Consider the following 19,095-nt stretch of genomic DNA (forward strand, 5'->3'; position numbering starts at 1 on the left):
GAATCCCGCACTTCAAAGGCGTCTCACCGTGTACTTCCCGTGATCAGGACCCTCGAAAACCCGGATTATCCCGGCTTTCCGACAGGGTGCATGATCACGGAGAGTAGATGGCCGGAAATTCGCCCTTGTGATCGATCACACACGGAGATGCTCGAAAGACGCCTCTAAAATTCCGCGCAAAGCGAACATCCTCGTGTGCCGGATCATGTGCGGGGGCCATGATCTCAGACGGGAAGGGTTACCCGCATCACGAGCCCACCCCCTTCACGGGGCTGTGCCGAGATATGACCGCCGTGCGCCCGGGCCACGGACCGGACGATGGACAGGCCGAGTCCGACGCCCTTGTCGCTGCCCGTACGTTCCGTGCGCAGCCGCCGGAACGGCTCGAAGAGGTTGTCGATCTCGTACGCCGGCACCACCGGGCCCGTGTTGGACACCACGAGCACCGCCTGACCGTGCTGGACCTCCGTCGTCACCTCGACCCAGCCGCCGTCGGGCACGTTGTACCGCACGGCGTTCTGCACGAGGTTCAGCGCGATCCGCTCCAGCAGCACGCCGTTGCCCTGGACCACCGCGGGCTTCTGCTCGCCGCGGATCACCACACCCTTGGCCTCCGCCTCGCCGTTCACCTGGTCCACGGCCTGCTCGGCGACCTCGGCGAGGTCGACCGGCTTGCGCTCGACGATCTGGTTGTCGCTGCGGGCGAGCAGCAGCAGCCCCTCCACGAGCTGCTCGCTGCGCTCGTTGGTGGCCAGCAGCGTCTTGCCGAGCTGCTGCAGCTCCATCGGCGCGCCCGGATCGGAGAGGTGGACCTCAAGGAGCGTGCGGTTGATCGCCAGTGGCGTCCGCAGTTCGTGCGAGGCGTTGCCGACGAAGCGCTGCTGGGCGGTGAAGGCCCGCTGCAGCCGCTCCAGCATGTCGTCGAAGGTGTCCGCCAGTTCCTTCAGCTCGTCGTCCGGGCCGTCCAGCTCGATACGGCGGGACAGGTCCGAGCCCGCCACCGCGCGCGCGGTCCGGGTGATCCGGCCGAGCGGCGACAGGACACGGCCCGCCATGGCGTAGCCGAAGGCGAAGGCGATCACCGCGAGGCCGAGCAGGGCCAGCAGCGAGCGGCTGAGCAGGTTGTCCAGGGCGACCTGGCGCTGGTGGTCGACGCACGCGCTGATCAGTTGGTTGAACGTGTCCACCGGGATGTTGGCCGCGTTGTTGACCGCCGGACAGTTGTCGCTGGTGACCTTCACCGCGGTGTTGCCGACGATCTTGAACAATGGCTGGTTGCCGGTGTTCAGGGCCTGCGCGGCCAGCAGGTAGATGATCGACAGGAGCAGGATGCCGGCGATCAGGAACATGCCGCCGTACAGCAGCGTGAGCCGTATGCGGATGGTCGGGCGCAGCCACGGGGGCGCCTCCGGCCTCCGGGGGTCCCAGGTGGGCTTCGGGGGCGCCTGGGGAGGCGCCGGGGTCGATGCCACGGCCGGTCAGATCCGGTAACCGGAGCCGGGGACGGTCACGATGACGGGCGGCTCACCGAGCTTGCGGCGCAGGGTCATGACGGTCACCCGCACGACGTTGGTGAACGGGTCGGTGTTCTCGTCCCACGCCTTCTCCAGGAGCTGCTCGGCCGAGACGACCGCGCCTTCGCTGCGCATCAGCACCTCCAGGACGGCGAACTCCTTGGGGGCCAGCTGGACTTCCTTGCCGTCGCGGAACACCTCGCGGCGGTTCGGGTCGAGCTTGATCCCCGCGCGCTCCAGCACGGGCGGCAGGGGCACGCTGGTGCGCCGGCCGAGGGCACGCACGCGTGCCGTCAGCTCGCTGAACGCGAAGGGCTTGGGGAGATAGTCGTCGGCGCCGATCTCCAGTCCCTCGACGCGGTCGCTGACGTCGCCGGAGGCCGTGAGCATCAGCACCCGGGTGGGCATGCCGAGCTCGACGATCTTGCGGCAGACGTCGTCGCCGTGGACGAGGGGGAGGTCACGGTCGAGGACGACCACGTCGTAGTCGTTGACGCCGATGCGCTCCAGGGCGGCCGCACCGTCGTACACGACGTCGACGGCCATGGCCTCCCGGCGCAGTCCGGTGGCCACCGCATCGGCGAGCAGCTGCTCGTCCTCGACGACGAGTACGCGCACGTCGCTTGTCCTTCCTGTGTCCACCCGCGTAGCGCTTCTGAGGGCACGTGGGCAGGGGGCTTGGTGAGTGTGTTGGCCTCCATCCTGCCCTTTTCGGCCATAAGTCGGCTGTAAGACGGGTGAGCACCGGCTGAAGGACAGGTATGAGGCCGGGGAAGGGAAGTTTTTCTCGTCGGGTTGAGGTTTCTGTCGAAGGGAGCGGGGGGAGGACGGCTTTACACCCCGCGATCACGCTCTGCATGTGTCGCACCACCATGTGGCACAGCGATCCGCTTCCCGCAGAGTGGGCGTGGGTGTCCGGCACCGTCGCCGCCCAGCACCGGGCAGCGCTGGGCACCTGTTGGAGACGTGATCGCCCCTTCTGAACGGCACACCCCCGTGCCATCGACCCACGACCCAGGACGAGGGGGCGCAGCATGGACGCATTCACCACAGGACTTCTGCAGCGCATAAGTGCGACCGAGACCGACCTGACGCGGGCTCGCGACGAGGGCGACGACTTCCTCGCCGAGGTGGAACAGGCCGAACTCGACGACCTGCGCCGCCTCGCCGCCGAACACGGTGTGGAGGTCGGCGCGTCACGCGTCTGATCAGCTTGTCTCGCACAACACCGCGGGCCCCGGCGAATCCAGCGCCGGGGCCCGCGGCGTTGTCCGGGCACGGGCCCGCGCACCGTGCGCGGCCCGGTCGCCGGGCTCAGTCGTGCCAGGCCCCGAAGTCCTCCAGGAGGCGCTGGAGGGGCTCGAAGACGCCCGGGGTGGCGGCGACCGTCAGGGCGTGTGCGGGGCGCTCTCCGGGGCGCCCACCGGTCAGGGCGCCCGCCTCCCGGGCGATCAGGTCGCCCGCGGCGAGGTCCCAGGGGTGCAGGCCACGTTCGTAATAGCCGTCGAGGCGGCCGGCGGCGACGTCGCACAGGTCGACGGCGGCCGAGCCGCTGCGCCGGATGTCGCGCAGCAGCGGGATGAGTTTGCGGGCGACCTCGGCCTGGTGGACGCGGACGTCGGTGACGTAGTTGAAGCCCGTCGAGACCAGGGCCTGGTCCAGGGGCGGCGCGGGGCGGCAGGCCAGCTCGCGCTCGCCGGCCCAGGCGCCGGTCGCCCGGGCGCCGCCGCCGCGTACCGCGTGGTACGTCTCGCCGCGCGCCGGGGCCGCCACGACGCCGACCACCGTCTCGCCGTCCTGCTCGGCGGCGATGGAGACGGCCCAAGTGGGCAGGCCATACAGGTAGTTGACCGTGCCGTCGAGCGGGTCGATCACCCAGCGGATGCCGCTCGTGCCCTCGGTGGAGGCGCCCTCCTCACCGAGGAAGCCGTCGTCCGGGCGGTGCTCGGCGATCAGGTCGGTGATCAGTTTCTCCGCCGCGATGTCCATCTCGGTCACCACGTCGATGGGGCTGGACTTGGTGGCGGCGACCGCCAGGTCGGCCGGGCGGCCGTCCCGCAGCAGCGCACCGGCGCGGCGGGCGGCCTCCTGGGCCAGCTCCAGCAGTTCCGCGTGCAGGGGGTCGGTCACGGGGCTCCTCACGCGTAGGGGCTGTCGGCGCCCGCGGCGGCGGGGCGGGGGGCACGGGCCGGGCAGCAGCCGATCGGGCAGAGGTCGTGGCCGGCGCCGAGCGCGCCCAGGGCGCACGGCGTGACCTCCTGCCCGCGTTCGACGGCGGACCGCTCCAGGACGAGGTCGCGGATCGCGGCGGCGAATCTCGGGTCGGCGCCGACGGTGGCCGAGCGGCGCACCGGCAGGCCCAGTTCCTCGCCCTTCGCCTTCGCCTCCGTGTCGAGGTCGTACAGGACCTCCATGTGGTCGGAGACGAAGCCGATCGGGGCCATGACGACCGCCGGGGCCCCGGCCGCGTGCCGCTCCTCCAGGTGGTCGCAGATGTCGGGCTCCAGCCACGGGATGTGCGGGGCGCCGGAGCGGGACTGGTAGACGAGCTGCCAGGGGTGGTCGACGCCGGTGCGCTCCCGGACGGCGTCGGCGATCAGCCGCGCGACGTCCAGGTGCTGTCCGACGTACGCGCCGCCGTCGCCCTGCTCCTCGACCGGGCCGGAGGTGTCCGCGGACGCGATCGGGATCGAGTGGGTGGAGAAGGCGAGGTGGGCGCCGTCCCGGACGGCCTCGGGGAGGTCGGCCAGGGAGTCGATCACACCGTCGATCATCGGCTCCAGGAAGCCCGGGTGGTTGAAGTAGTGCCGCAGCTTGTCGACCTTCGGCGGCTCCAGGCCCTCGGCCTTGAGGGCGGCCAGCGAGTCGGCGAGGTTCTCGCGGTACTGGCGGCAGCCCGAGTAGGAGGCGTAGGCGCTGGTGGCGAGGACCAGGACGCGGCGGCGGCCGTCGGTGACCATCTCGCGCAGGGTGTCGGTCAGGTAGGGCGCCCAGTTGCGGTTGCCCCAGTAGACCGGCAGGTCCAGGCCGTGGTCCGCGAAGTCCTTGCGCAGGGCGTCCAGGAGGGCGCGGTTCTGGTCGTTGATCGGGCTGACCCCGCCGAACAGGAAGTAGTGCCGGCCGACTTCCTTGAGGCGTTCCTTGGGGATACCGCGCCCCCGCGTCACGTTCTCCAGGAACGGGACGACGTCGTCGGGCCCTTCCGGGCCTCCGAACGAGAGCAGGAGCAGGGCGTCGTAGGGGGTGGCTTCGAGCGCGTCTCGCATGAGTCGATCCTGCCACTCGCCTCTGACAGCCGGGAAACGGTGGGTGACCTGCCGGTTTTTCCGTCCGGGTGCGCCGGGTGCGTTAGGGTCGCCTAACTCGTAAGCTGTATCAGCCGCCTTCGCGCCTTACTGAGCAGTCTTCCCCTGTCCGACCGGAGACCCCCGTGCCCAGCCCTTATCGCGCTCTGTTCGCCGCCCCCGGCTCCAAGGGGTTCTCGGCCGCGGGCTTCCTCGGCCGTATGCCGTTGTCGATGATGGGCATCGGCGTGGTCACCATGGTCTCCCAGCTCACCGGGCGCTACGGGCTGGCCGGCGCGCTGGCGGCGACCATGGCGCTCGCCGCCGCGGTGGCGGGCCCGCAGGTCTCCCGGCTGGTGGACCAGCACGGGCAGCGGCGGGTGCTGCGCCCGGCGACGCTGATCTCGCTGGTGGCGGCGGCCGGGCTGCTGTTCGCCGCGCACTACGAGTGGCCGGACTGGACGCTGTACCTGTTCAGCGCGGGCATCGGCTGTGTGCCGAGCATCGGCGCGATGATCCGCGCGCGGTGGGCGGCGGTCTACCGGGACACCCCGCAGCTGCACACCGCGTACTCCTTCGAGTCGGTGATCGACGAGGTCTGCTTCATCTTCGGGCCGATCATCTCCATCGGGCTGTCCACGGCCTGGTTCCCGGAGGCCGGGCCGCTGCTCGCCGCCTGTTTCCTGGCGGTCGGCGTCTTCTGGCTGACCGCGCAGCGCGCCACCGAGCCGGTTCCGCACCCCCGTTCACAGCAGGGCGGCGGTACGGCGATGCGGGCCCCCGGCCTCCAGGTCCTGGTGGCCACCTTCGTGGCGACCGGCGCGATCTTCGGCGCGGTCGACGTGGTCACCGTGGCCTTCGCCGACGAGCAGGGTCACAAGGGCGCGGCGAGCATCGTCCTCGCGCTGTACGCGGCGGGCTCCTGTGCCGCGGGGCTCGTGTTCGGACTGCTGCGCTTCAAGGGGGCGCCCGAACCTCGCTGGCTGCTGGGCATATGCGCGATGGCCGTGAGTATGATCCCCCTCCTACTGGTCGGAAACTTGCCGTTTCTGGCCGTGGCGCTGTTCGTTGCGGGTTTGTCCATCGCTCCCACGATGATCACGACGATGTCCCTCATCGAGCAGCACGTACCACGCGCGCAACTGACCGAGGGCATGACCTGGGTGAGCACCGGGCTCGCGGTCGGGGTCGCGCTCGGCTCCTCGGTGGCCGGCTGGGTGATCGACGCCGCCGGTGCGCGGGCCGGGTACGGGGTTCCGGCGGTGTCCGGAGCCGTCGCGGTCGCGGTCGGTTTCCTCGGGTACCGCCGGCTCAGCAGGCCGGTTCCGCGTCGGGGAGGCACCGTTGAGCAGCACAGCGAGCGCGAAGAACGGCACGTGGCGTAACTGGGGCGGCAACGTCGCCGCCCGCCCCGCGCGGGAGGTCTCACCCGCCTCCGTCGAGGAGTTGTCCGAGGCGGTGCGCAGGGCGGCCGAGGACGGCCTGAAGGTGAAGGCCGTCGGTACCGGACACTCCTTCACGTCGATCGCCGCCACCGACGGTGTGCTGATCCGCCCTCAACTGTTGACCGGTATCCGCACCATCGACCGGGACACCATGACCGTCACGGTCGAGGCCGGCACCCCGCTCAAGAGACTCAACATGGCCCTGGCGCGCGAGGGTCTGTCGCTCACCAACATGGGCGACATCATGGAGCAGACGGTCTCCGGGGCCACCAGCACCGGCACCCACGGCACCGGCCGCGAGTCCGCCTCGATCGCCGCCCAGATCAGGGCACTTGAGCTGGTCGTCGCGGACGGCTCGGTCCTCAGCTGCTCCGAGAAGGAGAATCCCGAGGTCTTCGCGGCGGCCCGGATAGGGCTGGGCGCGCTCGGCATCGTCACCGCGATCACCTTCGCCGTGGAGCCGATCTTCCTGCTCACGGCCCGCGAGGAGCCGATGCCCTTCGACCGGGTCGTCTCCGAGTTCGACGAACTGTGGGCCGAGAACGAGCACTTCGAGTTCTACTGGTTCCCGCACACCGGCAGCACCAACACCAAGCGCAACAACCGCAGCGCGGGCCCGGAGCAGCCGGTGGGCCAGGTCGCGGGCTGGTTCGAGGACGAGTTCCTCTCCAACGGCGTCTTCCAGGCGGCCCAGTGGGTCGGCCGCGCGGCGCCCGCCACGATCCCGTCGATCGCGCGGCTCTCCAGCAAGGCCCTGTCCGCGCGGACCTACACCGACATCCCCTACAAGGTCTTCACCTCCCCGCGCCGGGTGCGTTTCGTGGAGATGGAGTACGCCGTTCCGCGTGCGGCAGCGACCGCGGCGCTGCGCGAGCTGAAGACGATGGTGGACCGCTCCGGCCTGCGGATCAGCTTCCCGGTCGAGGTGCGCACCGCGCCGGCCGACGACATCACGCTGTCGACCGCCTCGGGCCGCGACAGCGCGTACATCGCCGTCCACATGGTCAAGGGGACGCCCTATCAGGCGTACTTCACCGCCGCCGAGCGGATCCTCACCGCGCACGAGGGCCGGCCGCACTGGGGCAAGGTGCACACGCGGGACGCCGAGTACTTCGGCGGGGTCTATCCCCGCTTCGGCGAGTTCACCGCGCTGCGGGATCGCCTCGATCCCGATCGCCGGTTCCAGAACGACTACCTGCGGCGGGTGTTGGGGACGTGACCGACTCCGGTTCCGTTTCCGGTGATTTCGTGAAGTACGCCACGTCCAAGATCGGGAAGAGCCCGCCACCGGGGCCAAATCCCACCTGTCACCAGAAGTTGGGCGGCGCGCCAATCCACGCACGTGGCCCGAATGGAGTACTGTTGCGAGCCCTGGGTCAGGTCTCCCGCCAGGGCGTCCGTGGCCTTCAAGGACCGCCAGGAGGGGGCTAGTTGCACAGGGTGACGGAGTTGGTCACTTAGCGTTGCGAATAGGTAACCGTGCCATAACGGCGGCTCAGGGCCCGTGCCCGACACGCCGGGCAACTCGGCAAGGTTGTGGCAGGCTGCACCCGGGCAGGCCACACTCGACTAGCGGAAGCAGCGACGCACGTGACGTCGGCAGGCACCACCCGGGAGGTCCCCATGCCCGAACTGCGTGTCGTGGCCGTCTCGAATGACGGCACACGGCTGGTGCTGAAGGCTGCGGACAGCACGGAGTACACGCTTCCGATTGACGAGCGTCTGCGCGCCGCGGTACGCGGCGACCGTCCGCGCCTCGGCCAGATCGAGATCGAGGTGGAGAGCCATCTCCGCCCCCGTGACATTCAGGCACGTATACGCGCCGGCGCGACGGCGGAAGAAGTCGCACAGATGGCCGGCATCCCCGTCGACCGCGTCCGGCGGTTCGAGGGTCCGGTACTGGCCGAGCGCGCGTTCATGGCCGAGCGGGCCCGGAAGACCCCGGTGCGCCGCCCCGGCGAGAACGCGGGTCCGCAACTGGGCGAGGCCGTCCAGGAGCGACTGACCCTGCGCGGTGCCGAGAAGGAATCCGTCCAGTGGGACTCGTGGCGCCGCGACGACGGCACCTGGGAAGTCCTGCTGGTCTACCTGGTCGCGGGCGAACCGCACTCGGCGAGCTGGACGTACGACCCGCCCCGGCGGCTCGTCCAGGCCGTCGACGAGGAGGCGCGCTCGCTGATCGGCGAGTCCGACGACCTCTCGGCCGCACCCCCCGAGCCCAGCTTTCCCTTCGTACCGCGTATCGCACGGCTGCCCCGCGACCGTCCGCTGGACCGTGCCCTCGACCGTCCCCTCGGCGGGGAGCGGCCGAGCCTGCCCGCGCCGCCCGATCCGGGCGACGAGAGCACGAGTACGACGGCCAGCGCGAGTGAACGGGACTCGCTGACCAGCCTGTTGGAGGCGGTGCCGAGCTTCCGGGGCGACCTGGTGGTCCCGGAGCGCCCGCTGGAGGACCCCGAGGCGGAGGAACCCGCCTCGGAGCCCGAGAGCGAGGAACCCCCGGCCCCCGCGGCCTCGGCCGGTTCCGCCTACGCGGACGTCCTCATGCCGCGCTCCGTCGGCAGTCACCGTGACCGTCTGGTCGGCTCCACCGACCGCCAGGCCGAGGCGGACGGGGTCCGCCCCGGGCGCCGGGCGGCGGTCCCGAGCTGGGACGAGATCGTGTTCGGGACGAGACGCAAGAAGCAGGAGTAGTCGGCCGTACGCGATACCGGGAACACCCGGACCGCCGTACGAGATCGTGAGGGCCCGCGCTGGTGGAGGCGGGCCCTCTCCTCGTGCGGCTACTGGGGGTCGGGGCCCACGGCGACCGGGCGCGAGGGGTCCGACGACCACTGGGACCAGGAACCGGCGTACAGCGACGCCGGGATGCCCGCCACCTCCAGTGCCAGCACCTGGTGGGCTCCGGAGACTCCGGAGCCGCAGTAGACACCGACCGCCGAGCCGTCGGCGGCACCGAGGGCCTTGAAGCGGTCGGCCAGCTCCGCGGCGGGCCGGAAGCGTCCGTCGGCGCTCACGTTGTCCGTGGTGGGAGCGGAGACGGCGCCCGGGATGTGCCCGCCGACCCGGTCGATCGGCTCCACGTCACCCCGGTAGCGCTCCCCCGCCCGCGCGTCCAACAGCACGCCGGAGCGCGCGAGTGCCGCCGCGCCGTCCGCGTCGAGCAGGCCGGTCGCACCCGGCTCCGGCCGGAAGTCCCCGGCGGCCGGCTCCGGCGTGGCCGACGACAGAGCGCCCTCCCACGCCGGCAACCCGCCGTCGAGGACCCGCACGTCCGGGTGACCCGTCCAGCGCAGCAGCCACCAGGCCCGGGCCGCCGCCCAGCCCTGTCCGCCGTCGTACACGACCACCGGCGTCCCGGACGAGACACCCGCCCGGCGCATGGCCTCGCCGAACACCGCGAGATCGGGCAGCGGATGCCGGCCACCGGTGCCGGGAGGGGCGGCGAGTTCCCTGTCCAGGTCCACGTAGACGGCGCCGGGGAGGTGTCCCGCCGCGTACTCGGCGCGGCCGTCGAACGGCGGCTCGCCGGTCGCCCTGGCCAGGCTCAGCTGCCAGCGGACGTCGAGCAGGACCGGCGCGCGGCCCGCCGCCAGATCGCTCGCCAGTTCGGATACGGTGATGATGGCGTTCATGGCCACCATCCTTGCGCACGGGGTGGCCGCATCGCCCGGGTCCGGCTACTCTGCTCGGCCGGGCGGGCCCGATCACGAGGCGTACGGGATCGGGCACATGCTGTACAGCCGATCGCCATCCGTCGGTCAGTCCACCGCAACGGACGCACAGCCGCGCGACGGGCACCCTCCGGGCACGGGCACGGGCCTGGTGCGCGGCGGCGTGCCCGGGGAGCGTGGCAGCACGGCGGGTGCGAGCATCGGCACGGGGTATCCGTCAGAGCGGAAGCGACACGGCACCGCGAGGGGCCGAGGAGAGAGTGACGATGACCGAGCCAAGGGGGTCGGCCGGCCCGCACGGCGAGACAGACGCCCGGCACACACCCGGCACACCCTGCTGGGTGAGTCTGATGGTGCACGGGGTGACGGCGACCCAGGAGTTCTACGGTTCACTGTTCGGCTGGGAGTTCCAGCCGGGACCACAGCAACTGGGCCCCTACGTCCGGGCCCTGCTCGACGGCCACGAGGTGGCCGGCATCGGGCAGCTGCCGCCCGACCGTCACCTGCCCCTCGCCTGGACGCCCTACCTCGCCTCGGACGACGTGGACCTGACGGCCGAGACGGTACGACTGTGCGGTGGCACGGTCGGGGTGGGACCGCTGGACGCGGGAGAGGCCGGGCGGCTGGTGGTCGGCTCCGACCCGGCGGGCGCGGTCTTCGGCGTCTGGCAGGCGGCGGGCCACCTCGGCACGAACATCGCCGGGGTGCCGGGCACCCCTGCCTGGCACGAGCTGCTGACCTTCGAGTCCGCCGGCGTCGCCAAGTTCTACGAGACGGTGTTCGGCTTCGAGGAGCAGCCGGTGGTCTCCGCCGACCGCGACTACGTCACGCTCCAGGTCGACGGCCGTCCCGTCGCCGGTATCCACGGCGTCGGCAACGACCTGCCCCGGGACCGGGGGCCGCACTGGATGACGTACTTCGAGGTCGCCGACACGGACACTGCGGCCTCCCTCGTCACCGACCTCGGCGGACATGTCCTCACGCCCCCTCATGACGGCGTGCACGGGAGGGTGGCGACGGTGGCGGATCCGGAAGGGGCACGGTTCTCACTCATCCAGCACGTCGACGCATGACGCGTGCCCTGGATCAGCGAGGTCCCGGCAACCGCACCAACCCATCGGCCGGGGCCAGGTGCCAACACGCGTGGTCGTGGCCGCCGTTGTACTCGGCGTAGGTGACCTGGCACCCGGTGGCGCGCAGGAGGGCGGCACCTCCGCCGAGACCGAGGCGGTGGTCGGTGACGGCTCCGGGTTCGGCGCCCGCACCGCCCGGCTGCCCCGGGTGCGTCCGCTGGGCCTCGCCCCGCTGCTTCGAGGAGGGTCACACCGATTCCGGTCGACCGGTATCGCCCCCACCGTGTTCTGCGCGGCCCGGGACGGTCGGCGTTGGCGGCCGGACAGGCCCTACCGGGTGAGGGCCGCCGCGGAGCTCGTCATGTGGCGGCGGTGGTGGCGGCGGCACAGCACCTCGTAACCGACCTCCGCCGACGGGCGGTTCACGTCTCCGACGACGACCTGCTCGCCCTCGACGACCATCTCGCCGCCCAGGGTGCGCGCGTTGTGCGTGGCGCGCGCCCCGCACCAGCACATCGCCTCGACCTGGAGTGCCTCTATGCGGTCCGCCAGCTCGATCAGGCGCTGCGAGCCGGGGAACAGCTTGGTGCGGAAGTCGGTGGTGATGCCGAAGGCGTAGACGTCCAGGCCCAGGTCGTCCACCACGCCGGCGAGTTGGTCGATCTGTTCGGAGGAGAGGAACTGCGCCTCGTCCACGATCAGGTAGTCGACCCTGCGGCCCTGTTCGATCTCGGCCACGACATAGCCGAGCAGGTCCATGTCCGGCCCGGCCTCGACCGCCTCCGTCACCAGGCCGAGCCGCGACGAGAGCTTCCCCTCGCCCGCGCGGTCGTCCCGGGTGAAGATCACGCCCTGGAGGCCGCGTGCCGAGCGGTTGTGCTCGATCTGGAGAGCCAGCGTGGACTTCCCGCAGTCCATCGTTCCGGAGAAGAACACCAGCTCGGGCATGGTGAGTCGAGCACCTTTCGGTCTGTGTGCAAGGAGGAGCAGCGGGCGGTGAGCGTTGCCCGCGGGCGTCAGGAGCGTACTTCGAGCAGGGGGACCAGTTGCTCGGCAGGGGTCATCGAACCGTGGTTGCCGACCATGGCCGACTCCTTGGGTTCCCGCTCCGAGGCGATGATCAGCACGTCGTCGCGGGCCGCCGCGACCACGTCGCCGAGACGGCCGTACACCCGCTCGTCGATCCGGTCGGGCGGGCCGAACCAGCCCGCCGCGATGGCCTCGTCCCGCGAAGCCACCCAGAACTGCTCGCCGAGGACCTCGCGCCAGCAGGTCAGGACGTCGCTCTCGGCGCCCGGCACCGCGTAGACGTGGCGGGCGCGGCCCTCGCCGCCCAGCAGGGCGACCCCGGCGCGCAGCTCCCAGTCCTCGTCGAAGTCGATGCGGTGCTGCTCGTCGAAGGGGACGTCGATCATGCCGTGGTCGGCGGTGACGTAGAGCGCGGTGCGCGGCGGCAGTTGCTCGGCGAGCCGCTGGACCAGCCGGTCGACGTACATCAACTGGCCGCGCCAGGAGTCCGAGTCGACGCCGTAGCGGTGACCCGCGCCGTCGAGTTCGGCGTAGTACGTGTAGACCAGGGCGCGGTCGGCGGCGGCCAGCTGCTCCGCGGCGAGGTCCATGCGGTCCTCGCCGGACAGCCGCCCGTGGAACGATCCGCCGCTGAGCGCGACCTTGGTGAGCGGGGTGTTCTGGAAGGTCGGGGAGGACACCTGGGCGGCGTGCACCCCCGCCGCGTGGGCCAGCTCGAAGACGGTGGGGTACGGCTGCCAGACCTGTGGGGCGGTCCAGGGCTGCCAGCGCAGTTGGTTCATCAGCGCGCCGGTGTCCGGATTGCGCACGGTGTAGCCGGGCAGTCCGTGCTCGCCCGGCGGGCGGCCGGTGCCGACCGAGGCGAGGGAGGTGGCGGTGGTCGCCGGGAAGCCGGTGGTGAGGGGCCGGCCGGTACCACCGCGCGAGGTGCCGAGGAGCGAGGTCAGGAAGGGGGCCTCGGCCGGGTGCGCCTTCAGCTGCTCCCAGCCGAGCCCGTCGATCAGGAACACGCAGTTCCGGTCGGCCGGGGTGAGCTCGGGGATGGTGGCGGTGGTGCCGGGTACGGCCATGCCCGCGGCGAGTGTGGGCAGCAGATCGGCGAGGGAGCCGCTGCCGTACTCGGGGATCGGCGCGGAGTCGGGGGCGAGCGGCTGCGGGTGGTGGTCCCAGTCGGAGGCGGGCTGTGCCATCAGTGGGTGACGTCCGCGGTCGCCTCGGAGATGGCCTGGGCGAAGACGAGCGCCTGGCGCACCGTCTCGGGGCCGTCACCGGCCTCGCTCACGCGCAGGCTCAGGTCGTCCGCCGTCGAGCTGCCGGTGTAGCCGTGGTCGGCCTCGCAGTTGGGGTCGCCGCAGGCGGCGGGCTCCAGGTCGAGGCGGGAGACGGCACCCCAGCCGATGGTCAGGACGACCTCACGGGGCAGGCTGCCCGGAACGTACTGTTCCGGGTTGGCGACGACGCGGCTCACCACGACCGAGGAGACCCGGCTGAGCTTGACGGACTCGGTGGAGGTGGTGGCGTAGGGCGTCGGGGAGGTGGTGTCCTCGGCCTGCTCGTCGGTGTGGCTGACGATGAAGCGGTTGCCGGTGAGGACGAGGACGGTCACATGCCGCCGGACCTCGTTCTGGTCGAACGTCGTCTCCTGGTGGACCAGGTACGACCGGATGGTGTCGCCGCCCACGGCGGCCTCCACCGCCTCGGCCACGAGGGCCGGGTAGTAACCGCTGCGTTCGATCGCCGCTCGCAGCCCCTGGGTCGTCGTACTGGTCTTGGCCATGACGTCCATCTTACGGTGACCGACCGACTGCGAGACACGCTCACGGCGGTCTCCGTCCGTCTCCGTGCGGTCTCCGTGGGTACGCGTGCGGTCCGCGCCGGTCTTCGTCTGTCTCCGTCCGTCTCCGCGCGATCTCCGTCGGTCTCCCCGCGTGCCGGTCCGCCTCGGTGCACGTATCGGGGGCACGCATCGGTGCGCCTTGCTGTACGCCTCAGTACGTGGGAAGCGTCCTCGGGCCGAGGTCGTCGCGGGCCGGCGGGGGCGCGAGCCGGACGGAGGCGCCCAGGACGCTCAGGCCCTGCGGGGCGATCACCACCGGCTCCAGAGTGACCGCGACGACCTCGGGATGGTCGTCGACCAGCCGCGACACCCGGAGCAGCAGCTCCTCCAGGGCCGGGGTGTCGACCGGGGTCGAGCCGCGCCAGCCGAACAGCAGGGGTGCCGTCCGGATCGACCGGATCAGCGAGGCCGCCTCCCGGTCGGTGACCGGCACCAGCCGGTGCGCCATGTCGCCGAGCAGTTGCGAGGCCGCTCCGGCGAGCCCGAAGGACAGCACGGCGCCCGCCGCCGGGTCGATGACCGCCCTGACAACGGTGTCGACGCCGCGCGGCGCCATCCGCTGCACCACCGGCCGCAGCTCCTCCGGCGTCCCGAACAGCTCGGTCAACTCGGTGTACGCGCGGCTCAGTTGCTCTTCGTCCGCGAGGTCCAAGCGGACGCCGCCCAGGTCGGCGCGGTGTCGCAGATGCGGGGCGGTGGCCTTGAGGGCGACCGGGTAGCCGAGGGTGCCGGCCGCGGCGACGGCGCTTTCGGGGGTGGGTGCGGGCAGCGCGCGGTGGACGTGCACGCCGTACTTCGCGAGCAGTTCGCCGGTCTCCTCGCCGCCCAGAGTGAGCCCCTGCCCGCGCGCGAGCAGCCCGCCGATCAGTTCGGCGGCCCCCTTCTCGTCGATGTCCTCGTACTCGGGGACCTTGCCGGGCTCGGCGGTGTCCCGTCGCCACTGGGCGTACTTGACGGCTTCGCCGAGGGCGCGGACGGCTCGTTCGGCGGCCGGGTAGGCGGGGATGAGGCGGGAGCAGTTCTCGGGGGCGGGCGGTTCCTCCGTCCGCTTCACGGACAGCCTGTCCAGCGCGCGGAACGGGTGGTCGCGGGCGACCTCGGGCGCCGTCGAGGTCGCCTGCGGGGCCGTGCTGGCGGCGGCCGACAACGCCTCCGCCAGCCCGCCCAGCTCCACGTGCACCACCAGGACCGGCTTGCCCGGTACCCGCTCCGCCGCCGACCGGAGGGCCTCGGCCAGGGCCGCGTCGCCGGGAGAGCCCTCGCCCACGGCCGGGATGGCGGTGACCACGACGGCGTCACAGGCGTCGTCGGCCAGTGCCGTGGACAGCGCCCGGTGGAAGTCCGCCGACGACGCCGCCGTGGTCAGGTCCGCCGGCGGCAACGGCCTGAGCCCCTCGGCCAGGCACGCGTCGTAGGTCAGCAGCCCCAGCGACTCCGAGTTCCCGAGGATCGCCACCCGGGGCCCGGGAGGGAGCGGCTGGCGGGCGAGCAGCAGGCCGACGTCGACCAGCTCGGTGATCGTGTCGACCCGGATCACCCCGGCCTGGCGCAGCAGCGCGGAGACCGTGGTGTGCGGCAGCCGCGTCGCCCGTACGGCGTGGCCCTGCGGTGCGGCGCCGCCGTGCCGTGCGCCCTGCACCACGACCAGCGGTTTCGCCGCCGCGGTGCGCCGGGCGAGGCGGGTGAACTTGCGGGGGTTGCCGATGGACTCCAGGTACATCAGCGCGACATCGGTGTCGGGGTCGTCGTACCAGTACTGGAGGACGTCGTTCCCGGACACGTCCGCCCGGTTGCCGGACGACACGAACGTGGACACACCGGTGAAACCCGTGACCCCGCCGCCGCGTCGGTGCAGCCGGGAGAGCAGGGCGATGCCGATCGCGCCGGACTGGGCGAACAGGCCGATCCGGCCCGGGCGGGGGGTCTGCGGCGCGAGTGAGGCGTTCAGCCGGACCTGCGGGGAGGTGTTGATGATCCCGAACGCGTTCGGCCCGATGATCCGCATGCCGTACGCGCGCGCGTGCCGGACCAGTTCACGCTGCCGCTCGCGCCCCTCGGGGCCGCTCTCGGCGTAACCGGCGGAGAGCACGACCAGGCCCTGCACGCCGTGCGCACCGCAGTCGGCGACGACTTCGGGGACGAGGTCGGCGGGTACGGCGACGACCGCGAGGTCGACGGTCCCCTCGATGTCCCGCACCGAGCGGTACGCGGGAACGCCGTCGAGGTCCTTCTGCTCCTCGGCGAAGGCCTTGTTCACGGCGTGCAGCCGGCCGGTGAACCCGGCGGCCCTGATGTTGTCGAGGACGCTGCGGCCCACCCCGCCCGGCGTGCGGCCGGCCCCGACCACCACGACGGACCCGGGGACGAGCAGCCGCTGCACGGACCGCCCCTCGGCGCGCTGTTCGCGCGCGTACTGCACGGCGAGCGAGCGGTCCGTCGGCTCCAGGTCGAACTCCAGGCGGACGACGCCGTCTTCGAAGCTGCGCTTCTGGGTGTAGCCGGCGTCCGTGAACACCTTGATCATCTTGCTGTTGGCGGGGAGCACCTCCGCGGCGAAGCGCCGGATGCCCCGCTCGCGGGCGACGGCCCCGATGTGTTCGAGGAGGGCGGAGGCGACACCGCGCCCCTGGTGGGCGTCCTGGACGAGGAAGGCGACCTCGGCCTCGTCGGCCGGGGCGGAGGCGGGCATGCCGTCGGCGCCGATGCGGTCGTAGCGTACGGTGGCGATGAACTCGCCGCCGATGGTGGCCGCGAGTCCCACCCTGTCCACGAAGTCGTGGTGCGTGAAGCGGTGGACGTCCTTTGCGGACAGACGAGGGTAGGGCGCGAAGAAGCGGTAGTACTTCGACTCGTCCGACACCTGCTCGTAGAAGCTGACGAGGCGATCGGCGTCATCGACGGTGATGGGCCGGACGCGCGCGGTACCGCCGTCGCGCAGCACCACGTCGGCTTCCCAGTGGGCGGGGTACTCGTGCCGGTCCGACGAGGTCTGCATGGGGCCCAGAGTACGGCTCGCGTACGACAACGGCGCGAGGCAGTCTGTGGGGGACGACAAGCCGGACCGAGGCCGCGGTCCGGCGACACACCGGGGCGGGACGAAGGACCGCCCGGGCATGCTTCACGATGTGGGAAACTGGTCTAGACAACCTGATACACCGAAGGGCAGCATCACATGGCTGAGCGCCGCGTCAACGTCGGCTGGGCCGAGGGCCTCCACGCCCGCCCCGCTTCCATCTTCGTCCGGGCCACCACGGCCGCAGGTATCCCGGTGACGATCTCCAAGGCCGACGGCAACCCCGTCAACGCGGCCTCCATGCTGGCCGTCCTCGGTCTGGGCGCCCAGGGCGGCGAGGAGATCGTCCTCGCCTCCTACGCCGAGGGTGCCGACGCGGCCCTCGACCGTCTGGCGAAGCTGGTCTCGGAAGGCCTTGAGGAGCTTCCCGAAACCGTCTGAGCATCCGATTTCCGATTGCATTGAAGGGCTCGTCCGAATGATCCGGGCGAGCCCTTCGCATTTCCGTCCGACGGGCAGCAGAAATAATCCCCCGCGAATTAACCCCTCTTTGTATACGGCGCCCGTGTTAATGCCGCAGGCTCGTCATGTTTACGGGATGTTGCGAGTTCCTCACACGCTCCGGCCGTTCCCCGCCGCCGGCGAACCGCAGCCGGTGGACCGCCGTCGCGCGCTCCGTGTGCAGCGCCGTGAGCGCTCGCGCGCGTTCGCTGTCGCCACGCGCCACCGCGTCCACGATCGCGCCGTGCTCCGCCCAGGACTCCACGGGGTTGGACGGCGCGTCCACCGTGTACATCCAGGCGATCTTGTGGCGCAGCTGGGTCAGCATCGCGGTCATCGCGGCACTGCCGGAGGACTGCGCCAGCGTCTCGTGGAACCAGCCCCCCAAGGAGCGCAGATCCTCGCTGTTGCCCCGCCTGGCCCGCTCCTGGCCCAGCCGGACCAGGCCGCGCAGCACCTTGAGATGGGCCTCGGTGCGCCGCTGGGCGGCCCGGGAGGCGCCGAGCGGCTCCAGGAGCATCCGCATCTCCAGCAGGTCGGCACCCTCCTGCTCGGTGGGTTCCGCGACGCACGCGCCCGCGTGCCGCCGGGTCACCACGAAGCCCTCCGCCTCCAGCGTGCGCAGGGCCTCCCGGACGGGGACGCGCGAGACGCCGTAGCGGCGCGCGAGCAGTTCCTCGGTGAGCCGGCTGCCGCGCTCGTAGACACCCGCGACGATGTCGTCCCGGATCGCCGTGCATACCGAGTGCGCCGGAATACGCATGACCGACCTCCGCTTTAATCCCCGTGAAACGTCGACGATTGACGTGTGTTCGGTGACTCTATTGCAATCAGCGGGAATTTCCGATGGCGGACCGGAATCCATGGATATTTTTTGGACAGACACCCTCCTGAAACGCCGAAAGCCCCGGCTCGGGGAGCCGGGGCTTCGGGATGCGGGCCGTGAGTCGTCAGACGTTCACACCGTGCGAGCGGAGGTAGGAGACGGGGTCGATGTCCGAGCCGTAGTCCGCGGTCGTGCGGGCCTCGAAGTGCAGGTGCGGCCCGGTGACGTTGCCGGTGGCTCCGGAGAGGCCGATCTGCTGCCCCGGGGTGACCGACTGGCCGACGGAGACACCGAGGGACGACAGGTGGCCGTACTGGGTGTAGGTGCCGTCGTTCATCTTGATCACGACGTTGTTGCCGTACGACCCGCCCCAGCCGGCCTCGACGACCGTGCCGGAGCCGACCGCGTGGACCGAGGTGCCGCTGGAGGCGTGGAAGTCGACGCCGGTGTGGCTGCCGGAGGACCAGACGGCGCCACCGGTCTTGTAGCCGGTCGAGACGTAGGAGCCGGAGATCGGCGAGACATAGGAGTTGAGGCGCTTGCGCTCGGCCTCACGGGCGGCGCGCTCCTTGGCCTCGCGCTCCTTCTTGGCCTCGGCGGCCGCCTTCTCGCGTGCGGCCTCCTCGGCCTTCCGCTTCGCTTCGGCCACCTCGGCGGCCTGCTTCTGCGCGGCGGCCTGGGCGTCGATCTGGTCGGCGACCGTGTCGCCGACGGTGAGGACGGGTATGAGACCGGTCTGTTCGACGGCGGGCTCGGCGGCGAGTGCCGGGGCGGCCAGCGTGCCGATGACGCCGGTGGTGGTGAGGGCCGCGACGCCCGCGGCGCGGGCGGTGGAGCGCTTGATCCGGCCGGGACGACGGTGCTTCCCGGTGGCGCAGGTGAACGCCATGTAGTGGCTG

17 protein-coding genes are annotated in these 19,095 nt (G+C 71.5%); 6 read left to right on the forward strand and 11 right to left on the reverse strand.

The features are described from left to right. Positions 1-224: 224 nt before the first annotated feature. On the reverse strand, positions 225-1,472 hold the full coding sequence (locus ACZ5VD_RS39650; protein WP_468554142.1) for a sensor histidine kinase: 1,248 nt from the start codon (positions 1,470-1,472) through the stop codon (positions 225-227). 6 nt (positions 1,473-1,478) lie between these two features. Next, positions 1,479-2,132, reverse strand: coding sequence for a response regulator transcription factor (locus ACZ5VD_RS39655; RefSeq protein ID WP_007385219.1), 654 nt, complete (start codon positions 2,130-2,132; stop codon positions 1,479-1,481). A gap of 416 nt (positions 2,133-2,548) precedes the next feature. Here ACZ5VD_RS39655 and ACZ5VD_RS39660 point away from each other — a divergent pair, with 416 nt between their 5' ends. Next, positions 2,549-2,722: a hypothetical protein gene (locus ACZ5VD_RS39660; RefSeq protein WP_468554141.1), complete on the forward strand. Its 174-nt coding sequence runs from the start codon at positions 2,549-2,551 to the stop codon at positions 2,720-2,722. A 106-nt stretch (positions 2,723-2,828) separates the two neighbouring features. Here ACZ5VD_RS39660 and ACZ5VD_RS39665 read toward each other — a convergent pair whose 3' ends face one another. Continuing rightward, positions 2,829-3,644: an inositol monophosphatase family protein gene (locus ACZ5VD_RS39665; protein WP_468685310.1), complete on the reverse strand. Its 816-nt coding sequence runs from the start codon at positions 3,642-3,644 to the stop codon at positions 2,829-2,831. 8 nt (positions 3,645-3,652) lie between these two features. Beyond that, the gene (locus ACZ5VD_RS39670; RefSeq protein WP_468554139.1) at positions 3,653-4,780 is read right to left on the reverse strand and encodes a ferrochelatase; all 1,128 of its coding nucleotides are present in this window, start codon (positions 4,778-4,780) and stop codon (positions 3,653-3,655) included. A gap of 164 nt (positions 4,781-4,944) precedes the next feature. Between ACZ5VD_RS39670 and ACZ5VD_RS39675 the strand changes: the two genes are divergently transcribed. The 3 genes from ACZ5VD_RS39675 (at position 4,945) to sepH (ending at position 8,937) form a co-directional block, all read left to right on the forward strand. Continuing rightward, entirely contained in the window at positions 4,945-6,183 is a 1,239-nt protein-coding gene (locus ACZ5VD_RS39675) for an MFS transporter (protein WP_468685312.1), read from the forward strand. Beyond that, entirely contained in the window at positions 6,143-7,462 is a 1,320-nt protein-coding gene (locus ACZ5VD_RS39680) for a D-arabinono-1,4-lactone oxidase (protein WP_468554137.1), read from the forward strand. The genes ACZ5VD_RS39675 and ACZ5VD_RS39680 overlap by 41 nt, the downstream gene beginning before the upstream one ends. Positions 7,463-7,866: 404 nt before the next feature. Then, the gene (gene sepH, locus ACZ5VD_RS39685) at positions 7,867-8,937 is read left to right on the forward strand and encodes a septation protein SepH (RefSeq protein WP_468685313.1); all 1,071 of its coding nucleotides are present in this window, start codon (positions 7,867-7,869) and stop codon (positions 8,935-8,937) included. 89 nt (positions 8,938-9,026) lie between these two features. Here the strand turns inward: sepH and ACZ5VD_RS39690 are convergent, their stop codons facing one another. Next, positions 9,027-9,887, reverse strand: coding sequence for a sulfurtransferase (locus ACZ5VD_RS39690; RefSeq protein WP_468554135.1), 861 nt, complete (start codon positions 9,885-9,887; stop codon positions 9,027-9,029). Positions 9,888-10,183: 296 nt separating this feature from the next. Here ACZ5VD_RS39690 and ACZ5VD_RS39695 point away from each other — a divergent pair, with 296 nt between their 5' ends. Then, complete coding sequence (locus ACZ5VD_RS39695) at positions 10,184-10,990, forward strand: VOC family protein (protein ID WP_468554134.1); 807 nt, start codon at positions 10,184-10,186, stop codon at positions 10,988-10,990. A gap of 330 nt (positions 10,991-11,320) precedes the next feature. On the opposite strand, the gene ACZ5VD_RS39700 is transcribed toward ACZ5VD_RS39695, so the two are convergent. The 4 genes from ACZ5VD_RS39700 to ACZ5VD_RS39715 form a co-directional block, all read right to left on the reverse strand. Then, positions 11,321-11,938, reverse strand: coding sequence for a thymidine kinase (locus ACZ5VD_RS39700; protein WP_468554133.1), 618 nt, complete (start codon positions 11,936-11,938; stop codon positions 11,321-11,323). A gap of 68 nt (positions 11,939-12,006) precedes the next feature. After that, entirely contained in the window at positions 12,007-13,209 is a 1,203-nt protein-coding gene (locus ACZ5VD_RS39705) for an alkaline phosphatase family protein (RefSeq protein ID WP_468554132.1), read from the reverse strand. Further along, positions 13,209-13,796 carry a DUF5998 family protein gene (locus ACZ5VD_RS39710; protein WP_468554131.1) on the reverse strand — a complete coding sequence of 196 codons (588 nt, stop codon included), beginning with the start codon at positions 13,794-13,796 and terminating at the stop codon, positions 13,209-13,211. The genes ACZ5VD_RS39705 and ACZ5VD_RS39710 overlap by 1 nt, the downstream gene beginning before the upstream one ends. A gap of 211 nt (positions 13,797-14,007) precedes the next feature. Next, positions 14,008-16,851, reverse strand: coding sequence for a bifunctional acetate--CoA ligase family protein/GNAT family N-acetyltransferase (locus ACZ5VD_RS39715; RefSeq protein WP_468685316.1), 2,844 nt, complete (start codon positions 16,849-16,851; stop codon positions 14,008-14,010). A gap of 177 nt (positions 16,852-17,028) precedes the next feature. On the opposite strand from ACZ5VD_RS39715, the gene ACZ5VD_RS39720 reads away from it, so the two are divergent. Then, positions 17,029-17,310, forward strand: coding sequence for an HPr family phosphocarrier protein (locus ACZ5VD_RS39720; protein ID WP_468685317.1), 282 nt, complete (start codon positions 17,029-17,031; stop codon positions 17,308-17,310). 127 nt (positions 17,311-17,437) lie between these two features. Here ACZ5VD_RS39720 and ACZ5VD_RS39725 read toward each other — a convergent pair whose 3' ends face one another. Further along, positions 17,438-18,133: a GntR family transcriptional regulator gene (locus ACZ5VD_RS39725; RefSeq protein WP_468554128.1), complete on the reverse strand. Its 696-nt coding sequence runs from the start codon at positions 18,131-18,133 to the stop codon at positions 17,438-17,440. Positions 18,134-18,320: 187 nt separating this feature from the next. After that, positions 18,321-19,085 carry a M23 family metallopeptidase gene (locus tag ACZ5VD_RS39730; RefSeq protein WP_468685319.1) on the reverse strand — a complete coding sequence of 255 codons (765 nt, stop codon included), beginning with the start codon at positions 19,083-19,085 and terminating at the stop codon, positions 18,321-18,323. Positions 19,086-19,095: the final 10 nt, after the last annotated feature.

It is taken from the genome of Streptomyces sp. NPDC032822 (assembly GCF_055578825.1).